The organism is Pseudomonas sp. NFACC05-1, assembly GCF_900100135.1.
Lineage (GTDB): Bacteria > Pseudomonadota > Gammaproteobacteria > Pseudomonadales > Pseudomonadaceae > Aquipseudomonas > Aquipseudomonas fluorescens_Q.
The window spans coordinates 149,799-174,189 of sequence record NZ_FMTR01000002.1 but is presented as its reverse complement, the minus strand read 5'-3'; the positions used below and the strand labels follow the sequence as shown (position 1 = coordinate 174,189).

Below are 24,391 nucleotides of genomic sequence, written 5' to 3'. Positions count from 1 at the left end.
GAACGCACAGCGGGCTGGTGGTTATCGTCGGAACAGGCTTGGCGACACGCGCGTTCTCCTCATGAATACGGGCCCGGATACGGGCAATTTAGCCGGCGGTGACCGGCGTCAGGCAGTAATGTCCGATCAACTGACGCAACAGCTGTACGGTAGGTTGCAAACGTGACATTTCAAGGTACTCACCCGGCTGGTGGGCACAGGCGATATCGCCAGGACCAAGCACCAGGGTTTCGCAGCCAAGGCGCTGAAGATAAGGCGCTTCGGTGCCGAACGCCACTGCTTCGGCACGATGGCCGGTGAGTCGCTCGGCCACCCGTACCAGTTCGCAGTCTTCGGCCTGCTCGAATGGTGGCACTTCGGGGAACAGCGGTGCGTAGTCGATCTTGACTTTATGGCGTTCGGCGATGGGGTCGAGCTTCTGTTGGATCGCCGCCCGCAGCACTTGCGGGTCCATGCCCGGCAGGGGGCGCAGGTCGAATTCCATGGAACATTGGCCGCAGATGCGGTTGGGATTGTCGCCGCCATGGATGCAGCCGAAGTTCAGGGTCGGTTGTGGCACGGTGAACTGCGGGTTACGGAACTCACGTTGCCATCGCAGGCGCAGCCCGCGCAGTTCGCCCATGGCATCGTGCATGGCTTCCAGCGCGCTGTGGCCCAGGCTCGGATCGGAGGAATGGCCGCTGCGCCCGAGAATGTCGATGCGCTCCATCATCACGCCTTTGTGCAAGCGAATCGGCCGCAGGCCGGTCGGCTCACCGATCACCGCCGCACGCCCCAGTGGTCGCCCGGCATCGGCCAGGGCCCGGGCGCCGGCCATGGAGCTTTCTTCGTCGCAGGTCGCGAGGATCAGCAGCGGTTGCTTGAACGGTTGGTCCAGCAGCGGCTTGACCGCTTCGATGACCAAGGCGAAAAAACCCTTCATGTCACAACTGCCCAGGCCCACCCAGCGGCCATCGACCTCGGTGAGCTTCAGCGGATCGGTCTGCCACAACGCGCCGTCGAACGGCACCGTGTCGCTGTGGCCAGCCAGTACCAGGCCGCCGGGGCCGCTGCCGAAACTGGCCAGCAGGTTGAATTTGCCGGGGCTGACCTGCTGGATGTCGCAGGAGAATCCAAGGTCGCCGAGCCAACCCGCCAGCAGCTCGATCACGGCACTGTTGGACTGGTCCAGCCCCGGCTGAGTACAACTGACCGAAGGGGCGGCGATCAGGGCAGCGAATTGATCTTTCATGGACGGCAAAGGCATCGCTGACTCCGGGCTTACAGATTGATGTCCATCATAGAACCATCTGGCGCAAGGAATAAACCGCCGCGGCGCGTAGGATGAGCGAGTCCTGTACACTGCACGACCTTGGCAGCCACACCTTCCCCCGGCTGCACACCCGATCCCTGGATTTTCCGGCCATGCAGAAAGAAACCGAAATCAAACTCCGCGTCAGCCGCGAGACCCTGGCAGCCCTGCGCGAGCACCCGCTGCTGAAAAAACGCAACAAGAGTGGCTGGGAACGCCACGAACTGATGAACCAGTATTTCGACACGCCGGAGCGTGACCTGGCCCGGGCCAAGGTCGCCCTGCGCCTGCGTCGCGATGGCGAAGAAGTGATCCAGACCCTCAAGACCCGCGGCCAAAGCGTCGCCGGCCTGTCCGAGCGCAACGAGTACGATTGGCACCTGCCCAAGGCCAAGCTCGACCTGAAGAAGCTCGACGGCGAATGCTGGCCAGAGGCCTTGGCCGAACTGGACAAGAAAACCCTCAAGGCCATCTTCACCACCGATTTCGTTCGCGAACGCGCTGAAATTGCCTGGGGCCGTGGCAAAAGCAAGGTGGTCATCGAAGCCGCCCTGGACCTGGGCCATGTGGTGGTCGGCAAGCAGAAGGAAGAAATCTGCGAACTGGAGCTGGAACTGCGCGAAGGCGAACCCGCCGCCCTGCTGGAACTGGCCGCCGAGCTGGCCGCGACCCTGCCCCTGATGCCCTGCGACATCAGCAAGGCCGAGCGTGGCTATCGCCTGTACGACGCGGGCAGCTACGCCCTGAGCCTGCCAGCGCCACAACTGACCGCCGAAACGCCGCTGGATGACGCCTTCGCCGCGCTGAGCTGGCATCTGCTCGGCAGCAGCCAGCGCCTGGCCGAACAATACCGTTTCAACGGCCATTGGCGCCTGCTGCAGGACTGGGTGGAAAACCTCGCCGAACTGCGTGCCCTGCTCAGCAGCCTCGGCCAGGCCGCGCCGCGCCAATCGACCCACGATTTGCGCCTGGCCCTGGACGCGTTGCTGGAAGACTGGCGCCCACTGGTCCAGGCCGGCCTGGATGACGAAGACGTGCGCAAAGCGGCACCGGAGCAGTTCCTTGAAGAGCTGCAAGACCCGCGTTGGGGCCTGTTTTCCCTCAACACTTCACGCTGGCTGCTGGCTCGCAGCTGGGCCGCCGAGCGCAACACCCGTGGCAATCGCCAGGGCGCGGCGCAACTGGGCAGCTGGCTGCCGCGCCTGCTCGGCGAAGAGTCGTCGTCCCTGCAACTGCAACGCTACCAGCAGCAGCCGGAAGACCTGGCCGAGCAACTGCCGCGCATCGAACGCATCCAGGCCTGGCTGCACCACGCCCGCCATGTGCTGGAGATCCCGGAAATGGATCGCCTCTATGGTGAACTGAACAAACTGGCGCAATTGGCCAACCAACCGATCACCGACGAAACGCTGGATGCGCGCAAGCAACAGGCGATTGCGGTGTACCAGAATCGGGCTTGGAAGACTTTGCTGCGCCTGTGACGCCGCCATCGCGAGCAAGCTCGCTCCCACAGGGGGTCAGCGTTGTAACCACATCTAGTGGCCGCTGATGATCAACTGTGGTAGCGAGCTTGCTCGCGATGGGGCCAGCACATCCGCCACAGAACTCAGCGCACCACCGGCAAACTCGTCGTCGACTTGATCTCCGACAGCGCCACGATCGAGTTCACTTCCTGGATCCCCGGCACCATCGACAGCTTTTCGAAAAAGAATCGCTCATACGCCTCGATGTCCGCCGTGACGATGCGCAACAGAAAATCCACCGACCCCATCAGCACGTAACACTCCAGTACTTCGGGGAAGCCGCGGATCGCCTCGGTGAACTCGGTGAAGTTCGAACGGCCGTGGGCGTTGAGTTTGATTTCGGCGAAGATTTGCGTGTTAAGGCCGATTTTCTTGCGATCCAGCAGGGTCACCTGGCCACGAATGATGCCCTCGTCCTTCATCCGCTGGATCCGCCGCCAGCATGGCGATTGAGACAAGCCGACCTGTTCGGCGATCTGCGCACTGGACAGCGAGGCATCCTCCTGCAGCAACGCCAGTATCCTGCGGTCGTAGCCATCCAATTCGCTGTGCATAATCAAACCCAAAATGACTGATTTAGAGAATCAAGCGATTCAAAATATCGCCAAAATCACTCATCTTAGATAAGAAATACCCCGACTCGCATGTAAATATTTCTCCCGCCATCAAGGAGACCGAACATGCCCCCACTCGAAGCCGTTGCCATAGCCCCGACCCGCGCCGACGTCTGGCACGCCGCCAATACCCATTGTCGGGTGCAGTACCGGATATTGGCCGAAGCCGAGCCGGATTTACTGTGTCGGGCGTTGAACCTGTTTGCCTTGCAGGGCCTGACGCCGCAGCAGGTTCATGTCGAACGCCCAGGCGATGTGCTATCGCTGGACATCGTCATGGACGGGCTGAGCTGGCACCGTGCCCAGGTCATCGCTGAAAAATTACGTAACCTGATCAGCGTCTGTTCGGTGGACCTGCAAGACGCTGATATTGCGCACGTTGGGCCGGCCCAAGCCGTCTGCTGAACGCCCACGGGCAAGAATTGGTAACGCATTGGTCGGGTAGTGGCCCAACGGTCTACGGGGTCGGGACTATTCTTTTGCAGACCGAGCGAGGACGCCGAAGCGTCTGTATCGCGGCTTTGCTGCAATTGTCCAATAGGAACCCGCATGTCCACCAAACACGCCACTCAGGACCGCTGGCTGGACCTCAACGATCTGCTGCGCCAACTGGTCACCCAGGGCCTCATCAGCCAGGATTCAGCCGAAACCGCGCTGAACGCCCGCCGACGCCACAGCGCCAATAGCCAGTTGCATCCGCTGGAGTTCATCGCCAACCAGCACCTGGACGACCTCAGCCGGCCCGGCAAGCGCCTGGACCTGGAGAACCTGACCTTGTGGTTGTCCCAGCAGGCCGACCAGCCCTACATGCGCATCGACCCGTTGAAAATCAACGTCGCGGCCGTGACCCCCTTGATGTCCTATGCCTTTGCCCAGCGTCACAAGATCCTTGCGGTGGCGGTCGATCGTGACGCCGTCACCGTCGCCAGCGCACAGCCCTACGTCAACAGTTGGGAAGCCGACCTGACCCACGTGCTCAAGCTACCGATCAAGCGGGTGGTCGCCAATCCTGTGGACATCCAGCGCTTGAGCGTGGAGTTCTATCGCCTGGCCAAATCGGTCAGCGGCGCCACCACGGTCGATCAGCAACCGAGCAACCTGAGCAATTTCGAACAGTTGCTCAACCTGGGCGCCAGCGACCAGGAACCGGACGCCAACGACGCTCACATCGTCAATATCGTCGACTGGCTGTTCCAATACGCCTTCCAACAGCGGGCCAGCGATATCCACATCGAACCGCGCCGCGAGCAGGGCACGGTACGGTTTCGCATCGACGGGGTGCTGCACACCGTCTATCAGTTCCCGCCGCAGGTCACGATGGCAATCGTCAGCCGTCTCAAGAGCCTGGGGCGGATGAACGTCGCGGAAAAACGCAAACCCCAGGACGGCCGGGTCAAGACCAAGACCCCGGATGGCGGCGAAGTGGAATTGCGTTTGTCGACCTTGCCCACGGCGTTCGGCGAAAAAATGGTCATGCGGATTTTCGACCCGGAAGTGTTGCTCAAGGATTTCGACCAACTCGGCTTCTCCGCCGACGACCTGCGTCGCTGGCAGGACATGACCCGCCAGCCCAACGGCATCATCCTGGTGACCGGGCCTACCGGTTCCGGCAAGACCACCACCCTCTACACCACGCTCAAGAAACTGGCGACGCCGGAAGTGAACCTCTGCACCATCGAGGACCCGATTGAAATGGTAGAGGCCTCCTTCAACCAGATGCAGGTCCAGCACAACATCGACCTGTCCTTCGCCGCCGGGGTGCGGGCACTGATGCGACAAGACCCGGACATCATCATGATCGGTGAGATCCGCGACCTGGAGACCGCCGAGATGGCGATCCAGGCGGCGCTCACCGGGCACCTTGTGCTGTCGACGCTGCACACCAACGACGCGCCGAGCGCCATCAGTCGCCTGCTGGAGCTGGGTGTGCCCCATTACCTGATCAAGGCCACCGTGCTCGGGGTCATGGCCCAGCGGCTGGTACGCACCCTGTGCCCTCAATGCAAGGCCCCCCTGACCCTGGATGAAGACGACTGGCAAACCCTGACGAGGCCCTGGCAGGCGCCGCTGCCGAGCAATGCCCAACAGGCCGTCGGTTGCCTGGAATGCCGTGACACCGGTTACCGCGGCCGCGCCGGCGTCTACGAAATCATGCAACTGACCGACAGCGTCAAGGCCTTGATCCACCCCGACACCGACCTGCTGGCGGTACGCCGCCAGGCATTCAAGGAAGGCATGCGCAGCCTGCGCCTGTCGGGGGCGCAAAAGGTGGCGGCGGGCTTGACCACGGTCGAGGAAGTGCTGCGGGTGACGCCGCAAAGCGAGCAGAAGTAGGAACTGTCTGGCTCAGGGGCAGAAAGATCCCACAAACAAAGCGGAACGGACCATAGCGAAGATACTGGCCGCGTGCCCTACACTCAGGGCTCGCAGGTCCATCTCAATTCGCACAGGGAACCGTCATGCAGATCGGTAGCGTACTTTTACTTTTCATCGGCCTCGTGGTCGCCATCCTGTTCATGGGGTTCAAGGTCGTGCCCCAAGGCTACCAATGGACCGTCGAGCGGTTCGGGCGCTACACCAACACGCTCAAGCCCGGCCTGAACATCATCATCCCGGTGATGGATCGCATCGGGCGCAAGATCAATGTCATGGAAAGCGTACTGGACATCCCGCCCCAGGAGGTCATTACCGCCGACAACGCCACGGTGCAGATCGACGCCGTGTGCTTCTTCCAAGTGGTCAATACGGCCCAGGCGGCCTACGAGGTGAACAACCTCGAGCACGCCATCCGCAACCTGCTGCAAACCAATATCCGTACCGTGCTGGGGTCCATGGAGCTGGACGCGATGCTGAGCCAGCGCGACGGTATCAATGAAAAACTGCTGCGCACCGTCGATGAAGCCACAGCGCCGTGGGGCATCAAGATCACCCGGATCGAGATCAAGGACATCAGCCCGCCGGCCGACCTGATGGCCGCCATGTCGGGGCAGATGAAAGCCGAACGTATCAAGCGTGCCCAGATCCTCGAAGCCGAGGGCCTGCGAGCGTCGGCGATTCTCACCGCCGAAGGCAAGAAGCAGGCGCAAATCCTCGAGGCCGAGGGCAGCCGTCAAGCCGCGTTCCTGGAGTCCGAAGCCCGCGAGCGCCAGGCGCAAGCCGAAGCGCTGGCCACCCAAGTGGTGTCCCAGGCGATTGCCGACGGCAACGTCCAGGCCGTGAACTACTTCGTCGCGCAGAAATACATCGATGCGCTGGGCAAACTGGCTTCGGCCAACAACAGCAAGGTGATCCTGATGCCACTGGAAGCCAGCCAGGTCATCGGTGCGGTCGGCGGCATTGGCGAGATCGTCAAGGCCACCTTCGATAGCAAGAAAACCTGAGGCACGCCTATGTGGATGTTCCTGCAACACCTGTCGTACTGGGACTGGCTGGCGCTGGGCGTCATCCTGCTGATCCTCGAAGTGTTCGGTGCCGGCGGCTACTTGCTGTGGATCGGCATGGCCGCCGCGGCAGTTGGCGTGCTCACGTTCATCCTGCCGCAGATGCCGTGGGAGCTGCAGTTCCTGTTGTTCGGCCTGTTCGCCATCGCAACGGCACTGTACTGGTGGCAGCGCCAGCGCAGCGCGGTGCGCCAAAGCGATCAACCGCACCTGAACCTGCGCGGGCAAGAGCTGATCGGCAAGGTCTTCCAGGTTCATGAAGCGATTGTCGATGGCCGTGGCAAGATCAAGGTGGCCGACAGCGTCTGGCTGGCCAAGGGGCCCGAGTCGTCCGTGGGCACGCGAGTCAGGGTGGTGGCGCAGGAAGGGGCGGTGCTGCAGGTGGAACGGGCTGACTGAGAAGTCATGGAACTGAATAGAGGCGCGGGTAATCCAACGTCATAGTTAACCCAGTGGAGTCACCTATCATGCGTCTCAAACTTGCTGTCGCTACCCTAGCCTTGCTGTCTCTTCCTGTTGGCTCGGCAATGGCCGACACGTTTTGGCGTAACGTCATCTCATCCGGTGCAACCACCGGTTCCACCTACCTGACTTTCAAGGATCACAAGCTGATCGTCGCCGCCCAGGATGATGCCGGCAGCTTCGTCGCCAGTGACGGCGGTATTCGTGGCCCTTACCTGGAAGCGGCGATGCAGAAAGTGCGTGCTGACAACCCAGGCCTGCAAGCCACCGACATGGAACTGGCCAACGCTATCCTGGCGAAAAACGCCGTCGCCCAGGACTGACTCCCGGCCAATAAAAAATGCCGCTCGATGAGCGGCATTTTTTTGCCCGGTGAAAATCCCAAGGCTGTCCCAACCCCCTGTGGGAGCGAGCTTGCTCGCGAAGGCGTCAGCCCAGACAACCCATGGATTGGCTTGAAGCTGATCGTCCCCACGCTGCCTGGGAATGCATCCCGTGACGCTCTGCGTCACCTTCCAGAAGCGGAACGCGGAACGATCGATCCACCGCTATCGCGAGCAAGCTCGCTCCCACAGGTGCAGTCGTCCCTTATTCGCCGATAACGGACTTGTAGCCTGCCGCATCAAGCAACTTGCCCACCTCGGCCTTGTCGCTTGGCTTGAGCTTGAAGATCCAGGCGCCGTACGGATCGGAGTTCAGCAGCTCAGGCGAGGCGCTCAACTCTTCGTTGATCGCGATCACTTCACCCGCAATCGGGGAATAGATGTCGGAAGCAGCCTTGACCGACTCAACCACACCGGCCTGGTCACCTGCGCCAAAGACCTTACCGACTTCAGTCAGCTCGACAAAGACCACATCGCCCAGGGCTTCCTGCGCATGATCGCTGATGCCCACGGTGACGGTACCGTCAGCTTCCAGGCGTGCCCACTCATGGCTTTCGGCAAAACGCAGTTCGGCAGGGATATCACTCATATTCTGTGTCCTCAATAGAAAGTGTCAGCGGCCAGCGGCCCGCCGCAAAAAGGTTAGATCAGGGTTTTGCCATGGCGGACGAAGGTCGGCTTGACCACCCGTACCGGGTACCACTTACCACGAATTTCTACCTCGGCACGGTCGGCGGTTGCCATCGGAACACGTGCCAGGGCGATCGACTTGCTAAGCGTAGGAGAAAAACTACCACTGGTGATCTCCCCTTCGCCAACATTGGCGATGCGAACCACCTGATGGGCGCGCAAAACACCCCGCTCTTCCAGCACCAGCCCGACCAGTTTGTGCTGTACACCGCTGGCAAGCTCGGCTTCCAGCGCACTGCGCCCGATGAACGGACGGCTCGCCGGTTCCCAGGCGATGCTCCAGGCCATGTTCGAGGCCAGGGGCGAAACGTCTTGATTGATGTCCTGGCCGTAGAGGTTCATGCCGGCCTCCAGGCGCAAGGTGTCGCGGGCGCCGAGGCCAATTGGCGAAATGCCGGCCCCTACCAGGTCGTTGAAGAAACTCGGGGCCTCCTGGGCAGGCAAGACGATTTCCAGGCCATCTTCGCCGGTGTAGCCGGTCCGGGCGATGAACCATTCGCCGTCGGCGCGCCCTTCGAAAGGCTTGAGTTGCTGGATGATTTGCCCACGCGGTTGCGTCACCAGTTCGGCAATCTTCTGCCGGGCCTGGGGGCCTTGGATCGCCAGCATCGCCAGTTCGGGGCGCTCATGCAGCTGCACGTCGTAGCCACCGAGCTGTGCCTGCATCCAGGCCAGATCCTGATCACGAGTCGAGGCGTTGAAGACCAATCGATAACCGTCCTCGACACGGTAGATAATCATGTCGTCGACGATGCCGCCGCGCTCATTGAGCATCGCGCTGTACAGGGCACTGCCTGTGTCCTGCAAGCGATCGACGTCATTGGCCAGCAAACGCTGCAGCCAAACCTTGGCCTGGGGGCCGTCGACATCGATCACGGTCATGTGGGATACATCGAACACTCCGCAGTCGCGACGCACCTGATGGTGTTCTTCGACTTGCGAGCCGTAATGCAAAGGCATATCCCAACCGCCAAAATCGACCATCTTCGCGCCGAGGGCGAGATGAAGGTCATACAGAGGCGTACGCTGTCCCATGGGTTTCTCCTTCCGGGCTTGGCGAAGGTGCGGACGGGCACTGCATAGCGCGAACATCTGAAAAAAGGAGTTTTCTGACGTTCTCAGTTGCCCGGTCCGACAGACGGACCGCACCGAATGCCGCGCATTGTAGCCGCATGAGGTGGGACTGGCACCTAGCTGTTTCGATGGGCCGAACGTCGTATCAATCCGATGACTGGCAACAACCCCACCAGTACCAACGTCAGCGCAGGCAGCGCGGCCCGGGCCCACTCCCCTTCGCTGGTCATCTCGAAGATCCGCACCGCCAGCGTGTCCCAGCCGAACGGACGCATCAGCAGTGTCGCGGGCATTTCCTTGAGCACGTCGACGAACACCAGCAACGCCGCGCTCAAAGTGCCGGGCAACAGCAAGGGCAGATACACTTTGAAAAACAGTCGTGGCCCACTGACCCCAAGGCTGCGTGCAGCCTCGGGCAAAGACGGACGAATGCGCGCCAGGCTGCTCTCCAACGGACCGTAGGCCACCGCCAAAAAGCGCACCAGATACGCCAGCAACAGCGCCGACAGGCTACCCAGCAACAACGGTTTGCCTGCCCCTCCGAGCCAGGTCGACAGCGGGATGACCAGCTCACGGTCCAGGTAGCTGAACGCAAGCATGATCGACACCGCGAGCACCGAACCGGGCAAGGCATAGCCCAGGTTCGCCAGGCCGACGCCGGCACGAATCGGACGGGTTGGCGCCAGCCGTCGGGCGAACGCCAACAGCAAGGCCACGCAAACGGTGATCAGCGCGGCCAGGCCGCCCAGGTAGAGGGTGTGGACGATCAACCCGGCATAACGTTCGTCCAGGTCGAAACGACCGCGTTGCCAGAACCACACAACCAATTGCAGCACCGGAATGACAAAGGCACAGGCGAACACCAGGAAACACCAACTGCTGGCTGCCGCGGCCTTCAGACCGCGCAACGTATACAAAGCCTTGGCTCGGGGACGTTCGTTACTGGCTCGGTGGGCACCACGAGCCCGGCGTTCGCCGTAGACCACCAGCATCACCGCCAGCAACAGCAGGCTGGCCAGTTGGGCAGCACTGGAGAGACTGAAGAAGCCATACCAGGTCTTGTAGATCGCGGTGGTAAAGGTGTCGAAGTTGAACACCGACACCGCGCCAAAATCCGCCAGGGTTTCCATCAGCGCCAACGCCACGCCCGCACCGATGGCCGGCCGGGCCATCGGCAGCGCCACACGCCAGAAAGCCTGCCACGGCGACTGCCCGAGCACCCGCGCCGCTTCCATCAAGCCCTTGCCCTGGGCCAGGAATGCACTGCGCGCCAGCAGATAGACGTAAGGGTAAAAAACCAGCACCAGCACCAGGATCACCCCACCGGTGGAACGGACCCGGGGCAGGCGCAGGCCGCTGCCGAACCATTCGCGCATGAGCGTCTGTACGGGGCCGGCAAAGTCCAGCAGGCCAACGAAGACAAACGCCAACACGTAGGCCGGTATCGCAAACGGCAGCATCAACGCCCAGTCGAGCCAGCGTCGCCCGGGGAACTCACACAGGCTGGTGAGCCAGGCGAGACTGACACCCAGCAACGTCACCCCGACACCCACGCCAAGGATCAACGTGAGGGTGTTGCCCAACAAGCGCGGCATCTGCGTATCCCACAGGTGGGACCATATCTGTTGGTCGATGCTCTGCCAGGACAACAGCAAGACGCTAAGGGGCAGCAGGACCAGCGCGGCGATGGCGAAGACCAGGGGATACCAGCGGCGTTGGACGGGGTGGGCCAAGGGGAGCTCTCGTTTAAATGATTGTGCCGCGCAATGTGTGCCCAAATATCATCGCTGACAAATTGCCCCTGTGGCGAGGGAGCTTGCTCCCGCTGGGCTACGAAGTAGCCCCAGGCCCTGGATCATGGCCCTTGAGATAGATCCCTGCAGATCTTCTGGGAGGGCTTCGCCCTCCAGCGGGAGCAAGCTCCCTCGCCACATACCATCAGGAGCACAAGCTCGTCTTAATTCCAGCCAGCGCGATCCATCATGCGGATGGCTTCGGCCTGGCGTTTACCCGCCACTTCCACGGGCAGGGTATCAGCCTTGAACTTGCCCCAGGCCGCTACTTCCTTGGACGGCTCGACTTTCGGGTTGGCCGGGAATTCCTGGTTCACGTCGGCGAAGATGCTTTGCGCTTGCGGCGTGGTCATCCACTCCACCAGCTTCTTCGCGGCGTCCGGATGCGGTGCATGCTTGGTCAAGCCAATCCCCGAGAGGTTGATGTGCACCCCACGGTCGGCCTGGTTCGGCCAGAACAGCTTCACCTTCAGGTCCGGCTTCTGCTGGTGCAGGCGGCCATAGTAATAGGTATTGACGATGCCGACGTCGCATTGCCCAGCGTTGATTGCCTCAAGCAGGGCGGTGTCATCGGAGAAGACGTCGGTGGACAGGTTCCGGACCCAGCCCTTGAGGATCTCCTCGGTTTTTTCCGCACCGTGGGTTTCGATCAGCGTGGCGGTCAGCGACTGGTTGTAGACCTTCTTCGAGGTCCGCAGGCACAGGCGGCCTTCCCACTCTTTGCCAGCCAGCGCTTCGTAGGTGGTCAATTCGCTGGGTTTGACCCGCTCGGTGGAGTAGACAATGGTTCGCGCCCGCAGGCTCAAGCCGGTCCAGGCGTGGGAAGAGGCGCGATATTGGGACGGGATGTTGGCGTCGATCACCGGCGACGTGAACGGCTGGAGAATGCCCATTTGCTCGGCCTGCCAGAGGTTGCCGGCATCGACGGTGAGCAGCAGGTCGGCAGTGGCGTTCTCGCCTTCGGCCTTGATCCGCTGCATCAGCGGCGCTTCCTTGTCGGTAATGAACTTCACCGACACGCCAGTTTCCTTGGTGTAGGTATCGAAGACCGGTTTGATCAGTTCGTCGATACGCGAGGAGTAGACCACCACCTCATCGGCGGCCTGTACGGCAGTGGAGCCGATCAGGGTCAAGGCGAGGGCGGACAGCAGGCGCTTGGTTGCCAACATGGTAGCGGTCTCTGGATTGTGAACGAAGCGCAAATGATAAGGACTCACATTTGGCAACTCAATCGAACAGTGGGTGGACACATTTCCAAATGTTGCAACTTTGAGATGCGCAGTGTTTTTGCGTCCGTCATCGCGGGCAAGCCTTGCTCCCACAAAGCTCGTCCCAAGTTGCACACCTGTGGGAGCAAGGCTTGCCCGCGACAGGGCCATGAGCCCCAACCCACATCTCAGGCCTTGGCCAGATCCGGCAAATCCCCAATCAACCCCAGCGCCTCGCGCACGAACAACGCCTTGGCCTCAGGCATGCGGTCTACCAGTTTCAGCCCGGTGTTACGCAACCAGCGCACTGGCAATGGATCGGCCTGGAACAACCGCTCGAAACCTTCCATCGCCGCCATCAACGCCAGGTTATGGGGCATGCGTCGCCGCTCGTAGCGGCTCAGCACCTTCACGTCCGCCAGTCGCTCGCCACGCCCGGCCGCCTGCAACAGCACTTCGGCCAGCACGGCGGCGTCGAGGAAGCCCAGGTTCACGCCCTGCCCGGCCAACGGATGAATGGTATGGGCTGCGTCGCCGATCAACGCCAGCCCTTCGGCCACATAGCGCTTGGCATGTCGTTGGCGCAGCGGCACGCACAGGCGTGGGTCGGCACTCAGTACCGTACCGAGCTGGCCTTCGAAGGCTCGTTCCAGTTCGCTGCAGAATTCAGTTTCATCGAGCGCCATCAAGCGCTGCGCTTCACCGGGGGTGGTGGACCAGACAATCGAGCACCAATCGTGCTGACCGTCACGCTCAAGTGGCAGGAACGCCAGCGGACCGTTGTCGGTGAAACGCTGCCAGGCCGTCATTCGATGCGACCGGGCGCTGCGCACGCTGGTGACGATGGCGTGGTGCAGGTAATCCCATTCGCGCGTGGCAACGCCAGTCAGGCGGCGCACAGCGGAATTCGCGCCGTCAGCCGCGATGACCAGGGGCGCGCGCAACGTGCGGCCATCGGCCAAGGTCAGCAGCCAGTCGTCACCGGAACGACGCATCTGCTCCAGCCGGGCATTGGCCAGCAGGCCCAGGTCGCAGTCATGCAGTCGATCCAGCAAGGCGTCCTGCACAACGCGGTTTTCAACGATGTGCCCAAGCGCCTCGGCGTGCAGGCTGGCGGCCGAGAAATGGATCTGCCCGGTGCCGCTGCCGTCCCAGACGTGCATGTCGGTATAGGGGCTGGCGCGTCGGGCGGTGATGCCGTCCCAGACGCCCAGGCGATCGAGGATCCGCTGGCTGGCCGTCGACAAGGCACTGACTCGGGGCTCGAACGCGGCCTGGGGATCGAAGGGTTTGACGCTCATCGGGCTGCCGTCGAGCAACAGCACTTGCAGGCCACTGTCCTGCAACGCCAGCGCCAGGGCGCTGCCGACCATACCGGCGCCGACAATCAGCAGATCTGCACGCAATTCCATGCTCTAAGCCTGTTTTGCTGGCGACATCGGTCGCCCTTGAAAAGAAGTGACAGCCCCGGCCTCAAGCATCGGGACGTGTCCCCAGCCCCATGGCCTGACGGGCGAACCAACGCTTGGCCGGCGGCAGCAAGTCGAGACCCAACAGGCCGAGGTTACGGCCCAGGGACACCAACGGCAGGTTGCTGGCGAACAGCCGCGTGACTTGGTCGGAGAAGCCCACGGTAAGGACCTGATCCATTCGCTGGCGCTCGCGATAGGCTTGCAACACGGCAAAATCCCCTGGCTCGCTTTCACTGTCGAGCAGGGCATCGGCAAGGGCCTGGGCATCACGCAGGGACAGGTTGAACCCCTGCCCGGCAATCGGGTGCAGGCTGTGGGCGGCGTTGCCCAGGATCGCCAGGTGCGGACGGACCTGTTCTTCGGCCTCCACCAGCGCCAGCGGGTACAGATGTCGCACGCCCACCTGTTTCAGGGTGCCCAGGCGATAGCCGAACACGCCCTGCAATTCGCTGAGGAAACTGCGCTCGTCGAGGGCCGCCAGCCGTTGTGCGTCCATGCCCTGGCGGGTCCAGACCAGCGCGCAACGATTCTCCGGCAGCGGCAACAAGGCCATCGGGCCGTCATCGGTGAAACGTTCGAAGGCCATGCCATTGTGGGCTTCGCTGGGGGTGATGTTGGCGATCAAGGCACTCTGGTCGTAGGGTCGGCTGCGCACGCCGATACCCAACTGTTCACGCAGGCCGGAGCGGCCGCCATCGGCCAGTACGGCAAGGTCGCATTCCAGGGTGGTTTCGTCGTCGAGGGTCAGGCGATAACCGCCGACCAGCGGTTCCATGCCGGTGACCTGCGCCGGGCAGCGCCAACTGACCACCTCAGGGTCCAGGCCTTGCCACAGGCACTGGCCGAGCCAGGCGTTTTCCACCACGTAGCCCAGCGCCGGCACGCCCTCCTCCATAGCCGACAGACGCGCGGTGGAAAACCGCCCGCGGTCGGATACATGGATCTGTTTGATCGGTTCGGCGCGGCGGGAAATCTCCTGCCAGACACCCAAGCGTTGATAAATCTGCCGGGCACCGTAGGACAATGCCGAGGACCGGGCGTCGTAGCTCGGTTGCCAGGCGTTGCCGGGAGCGAAGGGCTCGATCAGCATGATCTTCCAGCCCCGGGCCTTGGCACCGGCCTGCAGGGCCAGCGCCAGGCTCGCGCCGACCAGGCCGCCGCCGACGATCGCCAGATTGACCCGGCTCATGCCGCTTGCGTCCGGGCAGCGGCCATCAGGGCCTCGATGTCGGCGACCGTCTTCGGTACGCCGTGGCTCAGGATTTCACAACCGGTTCTGGTCACTACCACGTCATCCTCGATGCGCACGCCAATGCCGCGCCATTTTTTCGCGACGCTGCGGTTGTTCGGGCTGATGTAGATGCCCGGCTCCACCGTCAGCGTCATGCCGACCTCAAGCACCCGCCACTCGCCACCAACGCGGTATTCACCCACGTCATGCACGTCCATGCCCAGCCAGTGGCCAGCGCGATGCATGTAGAACGCCCGGTAGGCTTCGCTGGCGATCAACGCATCCACCTCACCCTCCAGCAGCCCAAGGCGCACCAGCCCCTCTGTAATCACCCGCACCGTCGCTTCGTGGGCCTGGTTCCAGTGTTTGTCCGGCGCGATCTGGGCAAACGCGGCTTCCTGGGCAGCCAGCACCACTTCGTAGATCGCCTTCTGCTCGGGTGAAAACTTGCCACTGACCGGCCAGGTACGGGTGATATCGCTGGCGTAGCAGTCGATTTCACAGCCGGCGTCGATCAGCACCAGGTCGCCGTCCTTGAGCAGCGCGTCGTTCTGCTGGTAGTGCAGGATGCAGCTGTTGCGCCCCGCCGCGACGATCGAGCCATAGGCCGGCATTTTTGCCCCGCCCTTGCGAAACTCATAGTCCAGCTCGGCTTCCAGGCTGAACTCATGCAGCCCCGGACGCGCCGCCTGCATCGCCCGAATGTGCGCCTGGGCGGAAATCCGCGCCGCTTCGCGCATCACTTTCACTTCTGCCGCCGATTTATACAGGCGCATGTCATGCAGCAAGTGATCCAGGGCAACGAATTCGTTCGGCGGCTGGGCGCCGAGGTGGGCCTTGGAGCGAATCACGTTGATCCACTCCATCAGGTGCCGGTCGAATTCCGGGTTGCTGCCCATGGCCGAATACACCCGGTCGCGCCCTTCGATCAGGCCCGGCAGGATGTCGTCGATATCGGTGATGGGAAACGCGTCGTCGGCACCGTAGTCACGGATCGCCCCTTCCTGGCCGGCGCGCAGGCCATCCCACAACTCACGTTCGGCGTTGCGCTCGCGGCAAAAGAGGATGTATTCGCCATGGGCGCGGCCCGGCATCAGCACCAGCACCGCTTGCGGCTCGGGAAAGCCGCTGAGGTACTGGAAGTCGCTGTCCTGGCGGTAGACGTGCTCGACGTCGCGGTTGCGGATCGCAACAGCGGCGGCGGGCAGGATTGCGATGCTGTTGGGTTCCATCTGCGCCATCAGGGCCTTGCGGCGACGGCTGTATTCCGATTTCGGGATATGAATCATGGGCAGACGGTGTTCCCTCTAAAAATTAATGCAAGGACGGCTTGGCGGCCGCTGCATCGGTTTTCTTGGTCTCGGTGAACAGCAGCAATGGCGCGACCCGCAGGTACTCCATCACTTCCATGTAGTCGCTTTCGCCGTCATCGGATTCTTCCAGGGCATCCTGGACCTGGGAGATCGCGGCCAAGTCCTGCAACACTTCCTTCGCCTCTTCGCTCAGTGCGTATTCGCGGCGGGTCAGGCCGAAGCCGGCGAGGAAGCCCTGGCACCACTGGCCCAGCGCCGCGGCGCGTTCAGCCAAGGGCGCGTCGTCAGTGGGCAGCAGCAGGACGACGGTCATGTCGTCACTGGTCAGCTCGCCCTTGACCATTTCCTGCAGGCCGATAAGCGCGTTGCGGACGTTGTCCGCCGGCTCGCCTTCCAGCAGTTCTGCGGCGTCGGCCAACCAGCCGTCGGCATCGAACCCGGCGCCGGCGCAACTGCGACCGAGCAGCAGGCCATGCAGTTCGGCAGGCGAGACAGGATGACCGCTGGTGCTCAGCAGGGTGGCGAATGCTTGATACGGGGAATTCTGAATGGGCATGGGCAGCTAGGCGCCAGACGGCGCTATGTCTAGAATGGAGGCCTTGTATCCTACATCGACAGACTCGCCAAGACTATCAGAGGCTGTGCGACTCATACCCTCCATCAGACACAATCTTCAGTGGACACAATGGAAGACACCGACCTGCAAGCGCTGATGGCCAGACTCGAACTGCTAATTGACCGGGTCGAGCAACTTAAGAGCCAAAACGGACTCCTATTAGCTCAGGAAAAAACCTGGCGCGAGGAACGCGCGCACCTCATTGAAAAAAACGAAATCGCCCGGCGTAAGGTCGAATCGATGATTTCGCGCCTCAAGGCCCTGGAGCAAGACTCATGAGTTCAAGCAATAGCGTTACCGTGCAGATCCTCGACAAAGAATATTCAATCATCTGCCCCCAGGAAGAGCGTAGCAACCTGGTGAGCGCCGCCCGTTACCTGGATGGCAAGATGCGCGAGATCCGCAGCAGCGGCAAAGTCATCGGCGCCGACCGCATCGCCGTAATGGCCGCCTTGAACATCACCCACGACCTGCTGCATCGCCAGGATACGCCGGACCTGCAGGTCAGCGGCTCGACCCGTGAACAGGTGCGCGACCTGCTCGATCGGGTGGATCTGGTGCTCGCCACCGATCCAGACGTCAGCAAGGGCTGATTCGCGAGGCTGCCTGGGGTATACTCGCCTCACTCCCTGGGGTGCTTGCCAGTTGGTGATGTCCCTGAGCCGATACGCACAACCACGGGGGTTGCACGTTGGGGCCGGTGTGCATGTCCGCTTGACGGAAAGCCTTAACGCCCCCTGCAACTTCCACCTTGAACTTTCGGGTTCAAGGGCTAAGCCGACAGCGGTTCATCCGGGGAGCCTGACTCCAGGCAATGCCAGTCCATATGGACTGGCATTGTCGTTTCTGGCGCAGGCATTTCTGAGCAGCCTGTTTTGCGGTTACGCTGTGGCATCGCCACTGCGTGAAGCATTGATATGACCGAACCTGCGCTGCTGCCCCGCCCGCAACTTCGACGCCTGCTGCGCCAGGCCCGTCGCGCCCTGACGCCCGCCCAGCAACGGCAAGCCGCCCACGGGCTGTTCAAGCAACTGGCCCAGCATCCGCTGTTTCGCCGTGCGCAGCACATCGCCCTCTACCTGCCCAACGACGGCGAGATCGATCCGCGCCTGCTGCTGCGCGAAGCCCAACGCCGGGGCAAGGCCACTTACCTGCCTGTGCTCAGCCCATGGCCGCAGACCAAGATGGTGTTCCAGCGCATCCACCCCGGCGAAAAAATGCAGCCCAACCGGTTTCGTATTCCTGAGCCGCGCAAGAACATCGCCCGGCAACGCAAGGTCTGGACGCTGGACCTGGTGTTGTTGCCATTGGTGGGGTTTGACGATGCGGGGGGTCGACTGGGCATGGGCGGCGGCTTTTATGACCGCAGCCTGGCGTATCTGGCGCGACGCAAGCAGTGGCGCAAGCCAACGCTGCTGGGGCTGGCCCATGAATGCCAGAAAGTCGAACGATTGGCGCAGGCAAGCTGGGACGTACCGCTGCAGGGAACGGTCAGCGACAGGCATTGGTATATCGCGGGGTAGACGCCGCGATCATCAGCGGCGCCAGGAAAGCGGGTTCAGCGTTTGAACGATGCCGCGGGTTGGGTGATTTCCACCGGCGCGTCGGTCTTGTTGGCCCACAGGCTTTGGGCGTAACCCGTGGTCACGACACCCAGACCGAACAGAATGACCAGGATCCACAACAAATCCGGTTTGCGTTTCATCGATTGCCCCCCTCAAGGCATATCACACACGATGACAGCAGCGGTTTTCTTATTGGCCGTGCAGCAGCGTCAAGCTTGGAAGGCCGGCATTTTGCGGCAACCGGCCCCGACACGCAAACTCTGGCGTCAACCGACTGTCGGTTTGTCATAAAATCGCTGAACTATTTTTTCAACACCGCCAAGGAGTAGCAATCATGGCCTATTGGCTGATGAAATCCGAGCCCGACGAATTATCCATCCAAGGTTTGGAAAAGCTCGGCCAGGCACGCTGGGACGGGGTTCGCAACTACCAGGCGCGTAACTTTCTGCGAACCATGGCGGTGGGCGACATGTTCTTTTTCTATCACTCCAGTTGCCCCGAGCCAGGCATTGCCGGGATCGGCCGGATTGTCCGTGCCGCCTACCCTGACCCAACGGCGCTGGAACCCGACAGCCATTACTTCGACCCCAAGGCCGGTCCGGAAAAAAACCCCTGGACCGCGATCGACGTGGCCCACGTCGAAACGTTTCCCCACGTGCTGAAGCTCGACTACCTCAAGCAACAGGCCGCCCTGGCTGAAATGCCACTGGTGCAAAGAGGCTCGCGACTGTCGGTGATGCCCGTCACACCCGAACAATGGGCAGCGGTCATGGCGCTGCGCTGATCGCCAATGAGTTGATGGATATCAAGCGGGGTCGTTCGCTGATCAGGCAGACTTCAATGCTATAGCCGCAGGATGCCGGACATGTCGACAAACCATCGTACTTCTCGCTTTTTTGCCCTCGCCTTGATGACTGTTTTGCTGGCCGCCGGCGGTTTCGGCTATTGGAAATCGCGCCACGATCGCCTGCCGGAAGGCTTGAGCATGGGCAACGGTCGCCTTGAGGCCACCGAGGTCCAGATCGCCAGCAAGACCCCCGGACGCCTGGCCGAAGTTCAGGTCGACGAAGGCGACAACGTCATCAAGGGCCAGGTGCTGGCACGCATGGACACCCGCACCCTGGAGGCCCAGCGCAACCAGGCCGAGGCCGAAGTCGCTCGGGCCCGGCAGAACCTTGCCGCCACCGAAGCCAACGTGCAGTTGCGCCAGAGCGAACAATTGCTCGCTCACCAGGAGCTGAAGCGGACCCAGGAACTGTTCAAGCGCGGTTACGCCAGCGGCCAGGTCATCGACCAGCAGCAAGCCCGCGTCGACACCGCCAACGCCGCGGTCAACGCCGCCCGGGCCCAGGTATCGGCGGCGAATGCGGCCATCGGCGCGACCCTGGCCCAAGTGGCCCAACTCACCAGTGAAATAGATGACAGCACGTTGCGGGCACCGCTCGACGGCGTGATCCAGTTGCGCCTGGCCGAGCCAGGTGAAGTGCTGGGCGCCGGCGGTCGAGTGTTGCTGATGATCGATCCGAACGACCAATACATGAACCTCTACCTGCCGGCGTCGGTGGCGGGGAAACTGGCGGTGGGCGATGAAGCGCGACTGTTGCTCGACGCCCTGCCCGAGCGACCTCTACCCGCCAAGGTCAGTTTCGTCGCGGCCAAATCCCAGTTCACCCCGAAAGAAGTCGAAACCCGTGATGAGCGCCAGAAACTGGTGTTCCGCGTCAAAGTACGCCTGACCCGCCCCGGCGAAGTGCCCCAGGCCAAACCCGGCATGCCAGGCGCCGGCTATGTACGCACCGCCCCCATCGACTGGCCGGCCAACTTGCAATGAGCGCCCCCGCCGGCGAGGCATTGCGTGCCTCGGGCCTGGAACACCGCTACGGCCAGCAGGTGGCGCTGAGCGATATCGCCTTCAGCCTGCCCGCCGGCACTCGCTGCGGCCTGATCGGCCCGGACGGTGCCGGCAAGTCGAGCCTGCTGGGGCTGATTGCCGGGGTGAAGAAACTCCAGCACGGCCAACTGGACGTACTCGGCGCCTCGATCGACGACCGACGCCATCGCAACACCCTCTACCGACGCATTGCCTTCATGCCCCAAGGGTTGGGGGGCAACCTTTACCCGGACCTGTCGATACGCGAGAACATTCGCTTCTTCGGCACGCTGTTCGGGTTATCCCGGGCAGACTGCGAACAGCGCATGGGCACATTGCTGCTGGCCACCGATCTGCAGCGTTTTGCCGATCGCCCGGCGGGCAAACTGTCCGGCGGCATGAAACAGAAGCTCGGCCTGTGTTGCGCACTGATCCATGAACCGGACCTGCTGATTCTCGACGAACCCACCACCGGCGTGGACCCGCTGTCCCGGCGTCGCTTCTGGGAACTGATAGAAGACGTGCGTCGGCAACGCCCGCAACTGACCCTCCTGGTCGCCACCGCGTACATGGAAGAGGCCGAACAATTCGAGCATTGCCTGATGCTCGACAACGGTCGCTTGATCGCCAAGGGTTTGAGTGCCGAGCTGGCTACAGTCACGCCAGACGGCAAGCTCGATTCGGCCTTCACCCATTTCCAGGGCGACAGCGGCCGCGATGTCGAGCCGCTGGTGATCCCCCCCAGGAGCGCCAACACCGCCGACATTGCCATCGAAGCCCACGACCTCACCTTGCGCTTCGGTGATTTCACCGCCGTCGACAAGGTCAGTTTCGCGATTGGTCGCGGTGAAATCTTTGGGTTCCTGGGTTCCAACGGCTGCGGCAAGACCACCACCATGAAGGTGCTGACCGGGCTGATCCCCGCCAGCGAAGGCAGTGCCCGGCTCCTGGGCAACCCGGTCAACGCCAAGGATCTCGCCACCCGCAAGCGGGTGGGTTTCATGTCCCAGAGCTTTTCGCTGTACGGCGAACTGAGTGCGCGCCAGAACCTGGAACTGCACGCCAAACTCTTCGACCTGCCCACGACGGACAGTCGCCAGCGCATCGACGAACTGATTCAGCGCTTCAATCTCCAAGCGCTGGCGGACCAGCCTTCCGGCGCCCTGCCACTGGGCCTGCGCCAGCGTTTGTCCCTGGCGGTGGCGGTGTTGCATCGCCCGGAAGTGCTGATCCTCGATGAACCGACCTCGGGTGTCGACCCGGCTGCGCGGGATGATTTCTGGCGACTGCTGATCGAGCTGTCTCGCGAACAGGACGTGACGATTTTTCTTTCCACGCACTTCATGAACGAGGCCCAGCGCTGCGATCGTATTTCGCTGATGCACGCCGGCAAGGTCCTGGCTTGTGACACGCCGGCAGCCTTGCAGGCGCAGTTCAACGGCCAGACGCTGGAAGCCGCGTTCGTCACCTGCCTGGAGAAAGCCCAGGGCGAGACGCAGCAAGACGCCGCCCCCGTGCCCCTCGACAGTGCCGACGCCCCCCGGGACCGGCGCGGCCTGAGCCTCGGTCGCCTGTGGGCCGTCGCCAGCCGGGAAGGCAAGGAGCTGCTGCGCGACAAGGTGCGGATGGCATTCGCCTTGCTGGGCGCCTTGTTCATGATGGTGGTCTTCGGCTTCGGTATTTCCCTCGATGTGGAGAAACTGGCCTTCGCCGCGTATGACCAGGATCAGAGCCCGCAAAGCCGTGCCTACCTGGAAGCGTTCCGTAGCTCGCGCTACTTCGAAGAGCAACCGATCATCAGCGACGCGAAGGAGCTGCATCGACGCTTGCAGCGCTCGGAGATCAAGCTGGCCCTGGAAATCCCCCCCGGTTTCGGGCGTGACCTTTACGCCGGCCGCCAACCGACGGTGGGCGCCTGGCTGGATGGCGGCATACCGTTTCGAGCCGAGACCAGTCGCAACTACGTCCAGGCGGTGCACCAGGCCAACCTTGAGCAACTGGCTGAACTCAGCAGCCGTGCGCCCAATCGACAACCCGGCGCAACGCTGGAAACGCGCTTTCGTTACAACCAGGACGTGGTCAGCGTCAACGCCATCGGTCCTGGGGTCATGGCGCTGATCCTGGCGTTCATTCCGGCCATGTTGACGGCGCTGGGCATCGTGCGGGAGAAGGAGCTGGGCTCGATCACCAACTTCTACGCCACGCCGCTGACCCGACTGGAGTTCCTGCTCGGCAAACAAGTGCCCTACCTGGCGGTCAGCCTGATCAACCTCGCCCTGCTGACAGCGATGAACCGCTGGCTGTTCGGTGTGCCGTTCAAGGGCAGCGGCCTGACGCTAGCGATCGGCGGCCTGCTCTATGTACTGGCGACCACCAGCATGGGGCTGCTGATCTCGGCGTTCACCCGCACCCAGATCGCGGCGATCCTCGGCACCATGATTATCACCAGCCTGCCGACCATCCAGTTTTCGGGGTTGATCGTGCCGCGTTCGTCCCTGGAGGGTGCCGCTGCGGTGATGGGCCAGTTGTTTCCCGCCGGTTACTTCCTGGATATCGCCGTCGGCACCTTCACCAAGGCCCTGGATCTGCGCCAGCTATGGCCGCAATGCCTGGCGCTGGGCGGTTTTTTCCTGGGTTTCACCGGGCTCAGCCTGATCATGCTGAAAAAGCAGGAGGCCTGATGCACACGCTTTCACATATCTGGCGTCTGGGGCTCAAGGAACTGACCAGCCTGCGGTACGACTCCGTTCTGCTGCTGTTTTTGGGCTACGCCTTCACCGTGGCGATCTACATGCCGGCCGCAGGTTCGGTAATCGGCGTCCACAACGCCAGTGTTGCAATAGTGGACGAAGACCAGAGCCATCTTTCGCGCCAATTGGCCCAGCTCCTGCAACCGCCGGAGTTCCAGAACCCAGTGGCCTTGCCCTATGCCGAACTGGACAAGGTCATGGACAGTGGCCGCTACACCTTTGTCATCAACGTGCCCGCCAACTTCCAGGCCGACCTGCTCGCAGGGCGCGAACCGACGCTGCAACTCAACGTCGACGCCACGGCCATGAGCCAGGCGTTCATGGGCGCCGGCTACATCGGACGGATTTTCCAACAGGAACTGACCACCTACGCCGGCCAGGCACAAACGAGCGAAGCAACGCCCGTGAGGCTGACCACGCGTTCGCTGTTCAATACCAATCTGGAAGGTGGCTGGTTCCTGGCGGTGATCCAGATCGTCAACAACATCACGATCCTGGCCATCATCCTGACGGGGACCGCGCTGCTGCGCGAGCGCGAGCACGGCACCCTCGACCACTTGCTGGTGCTGCCGCTGACGGCACTGGAAATCATGCTGGCGAAAATCTGGAGCAACCTGCTGGTGGTGGTGCTGTGCACCTGGGCATCGCTGGAAATCATCGTCAAGTTCGCCTTGGGGGTTCCACTCGCCGGCTCCATGGTGCTCTTCCTGCTGGTGACCGCACTCTACCTGTTCGCCAGCACCTCACTGGGCATCTTCCTCGCCACCCTCGCCCGTTCGACGCCGCAATTCGGCCTGCTGGCGATCCCGGTTATCATTCCGATGCTGCTGTTGTCGGGCGGCAGTACACCGCTGGACAGCATGCCGCAATGGTTGCAATGGGTGATGCAAGGCTCGCCCTCGACGCATTACGTCAGCCTCAGCGCGGCGATCCTGTTCCGAGATGCCGGCCCTGGGGTGATCTGGCCGGACCTGCTGGCACTGGCGGCCATCGGACTTTTGTTCTTTGCAATCGCCCTGGCCCGGTTTCGGAAGAGCCTGGCGTCTTGACGAAAAAAAGCAGCCTTGGGCAGCGCCAGGAGATCCGGGCACTGCCA

General features: G+C 62.4%; 24 protein-coding genes and 1 other RNA gene. 14 read left to right on the top strand and 11 right to left on the bottom strand.

Annotation, left to right across the window (positions count from 1 at the left end):
• Nucleotides 1–88: 88 nt before the first annotated feature.
• Nucleotides 89–1,246 carry an acetylornithine deacetylase gene (argE, locus tag BLO97_RS04960; protein WP_063323886.1) on the bottom strand — a complete coding sequence of 386 codons (1,158 nt, stop codon included), beginning with the start codon at nucleotides 1,244–1,246 and terminating at the stop codon, nucleotides 89–91.
• A gap of 158 nt (nucleotides 1,247–1,404) precedes the next feature.
• On the opposite strand from argE, the gene BLO97_RS04955 reads away from it, so the two are divergent.
• Entirely contained in the window at nucleotides 1,405–2,772 is a 1,368-nt protein-coding gene (locus tag BLO97_RS04955; RefSeq protein WP_063325205.1) for a CYTH domain-containing protein, read from the top strand.
• A gap of 125 nt (nucleotides 2,773–2,897) precedes the next feature.
• Here the strand turns inward: BLO97_RS04955 and BLO97_RS04950 are convergent, their stop codons facing one another.
• Nucleotides 2,898–3,368: an Lrp/AsnC family transcriptional regulator gene (locus BLO97_RS04950; RefSeq protein WP_063323885.1), complete on the bottom strand. Its 471-nt coding sequence runs from the start codon at nucleotides 3,366–3,368 to the stop codon at nucleotides 2,898–2,900.
• A gap of 126 nt (nucleotides 3,369–3,494) precedes the next feature.
• Here BLO97_RS04950 and BLO97_RS04945 point away from each other — a divergent pair, with 126 nt between their 5' ends.
• The 5 genes from BLO97_RS04945 to BLO97_RS04925 all read left to right on the top strand — a co-directional run bounded on the left by BLO97_RS04945 (nucleotide 3,495) and on the right by BLO97_RS04925 (nucleotide 7,653).
• Nucleotides 3,495–3,833, top strand: a complete 339-nt coding sequence (locus tag BLO97_RS04945) for a hypothetical protein (RefSeq protein WP_092149141.1) — start codon at nucleotides 3,495–3,497, stop codon at nucleotides 3,831–3,833.
• Nucleotides 3,834–3,977: 144 nt separating this feature from the next.
• The gene (locus BLO97_RS04940) at nucleotides 3,978–5,762 is read left to right on the top strand and encodes a type IV pilus assembly ATPase TfpB (RefSeq protein WP_092149144.1); all 1,785 of its coding nucleotides are present in this window, start codon (nucleotides 3,978–3,980) and stop codon (nucleotides 5,760–5,762) included.
• A 125-nt stretch (nucleotides 5,763–5,887) separates the two neighbouring features.
• Complete coding sequence (locus tag BLO97_RS04935) at nucleotides 5,888–6,808, top strand: SPFH domain-containing protein (RefSeq protein ID WP_063323882.1); 921 nt, start codon at nucleotides 5,888–5,890, stop codon at nucleotides 6,806–6,808.
• 9 nt (nucleotides 6,809–6,817) lie between these two features.
• Complete coding sequence (locus BLO97_RS04930) at nucleotides 6,818–7,267, top strand: NfeD family protein (RefSeq protein ID WP_063323881.1); 450 nt, start codon at nucleotides 6,818–6,820, stop codon at nucleotides 7,265–7,267.
• 65 nt (nucleotides 7,268–7,332) lie between these two features.
• Entirely contained in the window at nucleotides 7,333–7,653 is a 321-nt protein-coding gene (locus BLO97_RS04925; protein WP_170846005.1) for a DUF2388 domain-containing protein, read from the top strand.
• Nucleotides 7,654–7,918: 265 nt separating this feature from the next.
• On the opposite strand, the gene gcvH is transcribed toward BLO97_RS04925, so the two are convergent.
• The 8 genes from gcvH to BLO97_RS04885 form a co-directional block, all read right to left on the bottom strand.
• Nucleotides 7,919–8,302, bottom strand: a complete 384-nt coding sequence (gene gcvH / locus BLO97_RS04920; protein WP_092345175.1) for a glycine cleavage system protein GcvH — start codon at nucleotides 8,300–8,302, stop codon at nucleotides 7,919–7,921.
• A 53-nt stretch (nucleotides 8,303–8,355) separates the two neighbouring features.
• Nucleotides 8,356–9,438, bottom strand: a complete 1,083-nt coding sequence (gcvT, locus tag BLO97_RS04915) for a glycine cleavage system aminomethyltransferase GcvT (protein WP_063323878.1) — start codon at nucleotides 9,436–9,438, stop codon at nucleotides 8,356–8,358.
• A 155-nt stretch (nucleotides 9,439–9,593) separates the two neighbouring features.
• Nucleotides 9,594–11,210 (bottom strand): ABC transporter permease, encoded by a 1,617-nt coding sequence (locus BLO97_RS04910; RefSeq protein WP_063323877.1) that lies wholly within the window; start codon nucleotides 11,208–11,210, stop codon nucleotides 9,594–9,596.
• Nucleotides 11,211–11,434: 224 nt separating this feature from the next.
• Complete coding sequence (locus tag BLO97_RS04905; protein ID WP_063323876.1) at nucleotides 11,435–12,439, bottom strand: extracellular solute-binding protein; 1,005 nt, start codon at nucleotides 12,437–12,439, stop codon at nucleotides 11,435–11,437.
• A gap of 227 nt (nucleotides 12,440–12,666) precedes the next feature.
• Nucleotides 12,667–13,884, bottom strand: coding sequence for a 2-octaprenyl-3-methyl-6-methoxy-1,4-benzoquinol hydroxylase (locus tag BLO97_RS04900; RefSeq protein ID WP_170862060.1), 1,218 nt, complete (start codon nucleotides 13,882–13,884; stop codon nucleotides 12,667–12,669).
• A gap of 67 nt (nucleotides 13,885–13,951) precedes the next feature.
• Nucleotides 13,952–15,139, bottom strand: coding sequence for a 2-octaprenyl-6-methoxyphenyl hydroxylase (gene ubiH / locus BLO97_RS04895; RefSeq protein WP_063323874.1), 1,188 nt, complete (start codon nucleotides 15,137–15,139; stop codon nucleotides 13,952–13,954).
• On the bottom strand, nucleotides 15,136–16,470 hold the full coding sequence (pepP, locus tag BLO97_RS04890) for a Xaa-Pro aminopeptidase (protein WP_063323873.1): 1,335 nt from the start codon (nucleotides 16,468–16,470) through the stop codon (nucleotides 15,136–15,138). Before pepP ends, ubiH begins: the two co-directional genes overlap by 4 nt.
• A 25-nt stretch (nucleotides 16,471–16,495) precedes the next feature.
• Complete coding sequence (locus BLO97_RS04885; protein WP_072342955.1) at nucleotides 16,496–17,050, bottom strand: YecA/YgfB family protein; 555 nt, start codon at nucleotides 17,048–17,050, stop codon at nucleotides 16,496–16,498.
• 129 nt (nucleotides 17,051–17,179) lie between these two features.
• Here BLO97_RS04885 and BLO97_RS04880 point away from each other — a divergent pair, with 129 nt between their 5' ends.
• From BLO97_RS04880 to BLO97_RS04865, 4 genes are all read left to right on the top strand, one after another.
• Nucleotides 17,180–17,389 carry a TIGR02449 family protein gene (locus BLO97_RS04880; protein ID WP_003177365.1) on the top strand — a complete coding sequence of 70 codons (210 nt, stop codon included), beginning with the start codon at nucleotides 17,180–17,182 and terminating at the stop codon, nucleotides 17,387–17,389.
• Complete coding sequence (locus BLO97_RS04875; RefSeq protein WP_003177364.1) at nucleotides 17,386–17,703, top strand: cell division protein ZapA; 318 nt, start codon at nucleotides 17,386–17,388, stop codon at nucleotides 17,701–17,703. Before BLO97_RS04880 ends, BLO97_RS04875 begins: the two co-directional genes overlap by 4 nt.
• A 30-nt stretch (nucleotides 17,704–17,733) precedes the next feature.
• Nucleotides 17,734–17,913: non-coding RNA, 6S RNA (gene ssrS, locus BLO97_RS04870), on the top strand.
• Between the two features lie 114 nt (nucleotides 17,914–18,027).
• Entirely contained in the window at nucleotides 18,028–18,633 is a 606-nt protein-coding gene (locus BLO97_RS04865) for a 5-formyltetrahydrofolate cyclo-ligase (RefSeq protein ID WP_063323871.1), read from the top strand.
• A 35-nt stretch (nucleotides 18,634–18,668) separates the two neighbouring features.
• On the opposite strand, the gene BLO97_RS31555 is transcribed toward BLO97_RS04865, so the two are convergent.
• Nucleotides 18,669–18,815, bottom strand: coding sequence for a hypothetical protein (locus BLO97_RS31555; protein ID WP_092149156.1), 147 nt, complete (start codon nucleotides 18,813–18,815; stop codon nucleotides 18,669–18,671).
• A gap of 194 nt (nucleotides 18,816–19,009) precedes the next feature.
• Here BLO97_RS31555 and BLO97_RS04855 point away from each other — a divergent pair, with 194 nt between their 5' ends.
• The 4 genes from BLO97_RS04855 to BLO97_RS04840 all read left to right on the top strand — a co-directional run bounded on the left by BLO97_RS04855 (nucleotide 19,010) and on the right by BLO97_RS04840 (nucleotide 24,344).
• Complete coding sequence (locus BLO97_RS04855) at nucleotides 19,010–19,459, top strand: EVE domain-containing protein (protein WP_092221313.1); 450 nt, start codon at nucleotides 19,010–19,012, stop codon at nucleotides 19,457–19,459.
• An 81-nt stretch (nucleotides 19,460–19,540) separates the two neighbouring features.
• Nucleotides 19,541–20,506 carry an HlyD family secretion protein gene (locus BLO97_RS04850; RefSeq protein ID WP_092149160.1) on the top strand — a complete coding sequence of 322 codons (966 nt, stop codon included), beginning with the start codon at nucleotides 19,541–19,543 and terminating at the stop codon, nucleotides 20,504–20,506.
• On the top strand, nucleotides 20,503–23,226 hold the full coding sequence (gene rbbA / locus BLO97_RS04845) for a ribosome-associated ATPase/putative transporter RbbA (RefSeq protein ID WP_092345172.1): 2,724 nt from the start codon (nucleotides 20,503–20,505) through the stop codon (nucleotides 23,224–23,226). Before BLO97_RS04850 ends, rbbA begins: the two co-directional genes overlap by 4 nt.
• Entirely contained in the window at nucleotides 23,226–24,344 is a 1,119-nt protein-coding gene (locus BLO97_RS04840) for an ABC transporter permease (RefSeq protein WP_063323867.1), read from the top strand. The genes rbbA and BLO97_RS04840 overlap by 1 nt, the downstream gene beginning before the upstream one ends.
• Nucleotides 24,345–24,391 lie beyond the last annotated feature (47 nt).

Bases quoted from the DNA above. Each gene is read 5' to 3' on its own strand.
- argE (WP_063323886.1), bottom strand. From the start codon at position 1,246: ATGCCTTTGCCGTCCATGAAAGATCAATTCGCTGCCCTGATCGCCGCC.
- BLO97_RS04955 (WP_063325205.1), top strand. From the start codon at position 1,405: ATGCAGAAAGAAACCGAAATCAAACTCCGCGTCAGCCGCGAGACCCTG.
- BLO97_RS04950 (WP_063323885.1), bottom strand. From the start codon at position 3,368: ATGCACAGCGAATTGGATGGCTACGACCGCAGGATACTGGCGTTGCTG.
- BLO97_RS04945 (WP_092149141.1), top strand. From the start codon at position 3,495: ATGCCCCCACTCGAAGCCGTTGCCATAGCCCCGACCCGCGCCGACGTC.
- BLO97_RS04940 (WP_092149144.1), top strand. From the start codon at position 3,978: ATGTCCACCAAACACGCCACTCAGGACCGCTGGCTGGACCTCAACGAT.
- BLO97_RS04935 (WP_063323882.1), top strand. From the start codon at position 5,888: ATGCAGATCGGTAGCGTACTTTTACTTTTCATCGGCCTCGTGGTCGCC.
- BLO97_RS04930 (WP_063323881.1), top strand. From the start codon at position 6,818: ATGTGGATGTTCCTGCAACACCTGTCGTACTGGGACTGGCTGGCGCTG.
- gcvH (WP_092345175.1), bottom strand. From the start codon at position 8,302: ATGAGTGATATCCCTGCCGAACTGCGTTTTGCCGAAAGCCATGAGTGG.
- gcvT (WP_063323878.1), bottom strand. From the start codon at position 9,438: ATGGGACAGCGTACGCCTCTGTATGACCTTCATCTCGCCCTCGGCGCG.
- BLO97_RS04905 (WP_063323876.1), bottom strand. From the start codon at position 12,439: ATGTTGGCAACCAAGCGCCTGCTGTCCGCCCTCGCCTTGACCCTGATC.
- ubiH (WP_063323874.1), bottom strand. From the start codon at position 15,139: ATGAGCCGGGTCAATCTGGCGATCGTCGGCGGCGGCCTGGTCGGCGCG.
- pepP (WP_063323873.1), bottom strand. From the start codon at position 16,470: ATGATTCATATCCCGAAATCGGAATACAGCCGTCGCCGCAAGGCCCTG.
- BLO97_RS04885 (WP_072342955.1), bottom strand. From the start codon at position 17,050: ATGCCCATTCAGAATTCCCCGTATCAAGCATTCGCCACCCTGCTGAGC.
- BLO97_RS04880 (WP_003177365.1), top strand. From the start codon at position 17,180: ATGGAAGACACCGACCTGCAAGCGCTGATGGCCAGACTCGAACTGCTA.
- BLO97_RS04875 (WP_003177364.1), top strand. From the start codon at position 17,386: ATGAGTTCAAGCAATAGCGTTACCGTGCAGATCCTCGACAAAGAATAT.
- BLO97_RS04865 (WP_063323871.1), top strand. From the start codon at position 18,028: ATGACCGAACCTGCGCTGCTGCCCCGCCCGCAACTTCGACGCCTGCTG.
- BLO97_RS31555 (WP_092149156.1), bottom strand. From the start codon at position 18,815: ATGAAACGCAAACCGGATTTGTTGTGGATCCTGGTCATTCTGTTCGGT.
- BLO97_RS04855 (WP_092221313.1), top strand. From the start codon at position 19,010: ATGGCCTATTGGCTGATGAAATCCGAGCCCGACGAATTATCCATCCAA.
- BLO97_RS04850 (WP_092149160.1), top strand. From the start codon at position 19,541: ATGTCGACAAACCATCGTACTTCTCGCTTTTTTGCCCTCGCCTTGATG.
- rbbA (WP_092345172.1), top strand. From the start codon at position 20,503: ATGAGCGCCCCCGCCGGCGAGGCATTGCGTGCCTCGGGCCTGGAACAC.
- BLO97_RS04840 (WP_063323867.1), top strand. From the start codon at position 23,226: ATGCACACGCTTTCACATATCTGGCGTCTGGGGCTCAAGGAACTGACC.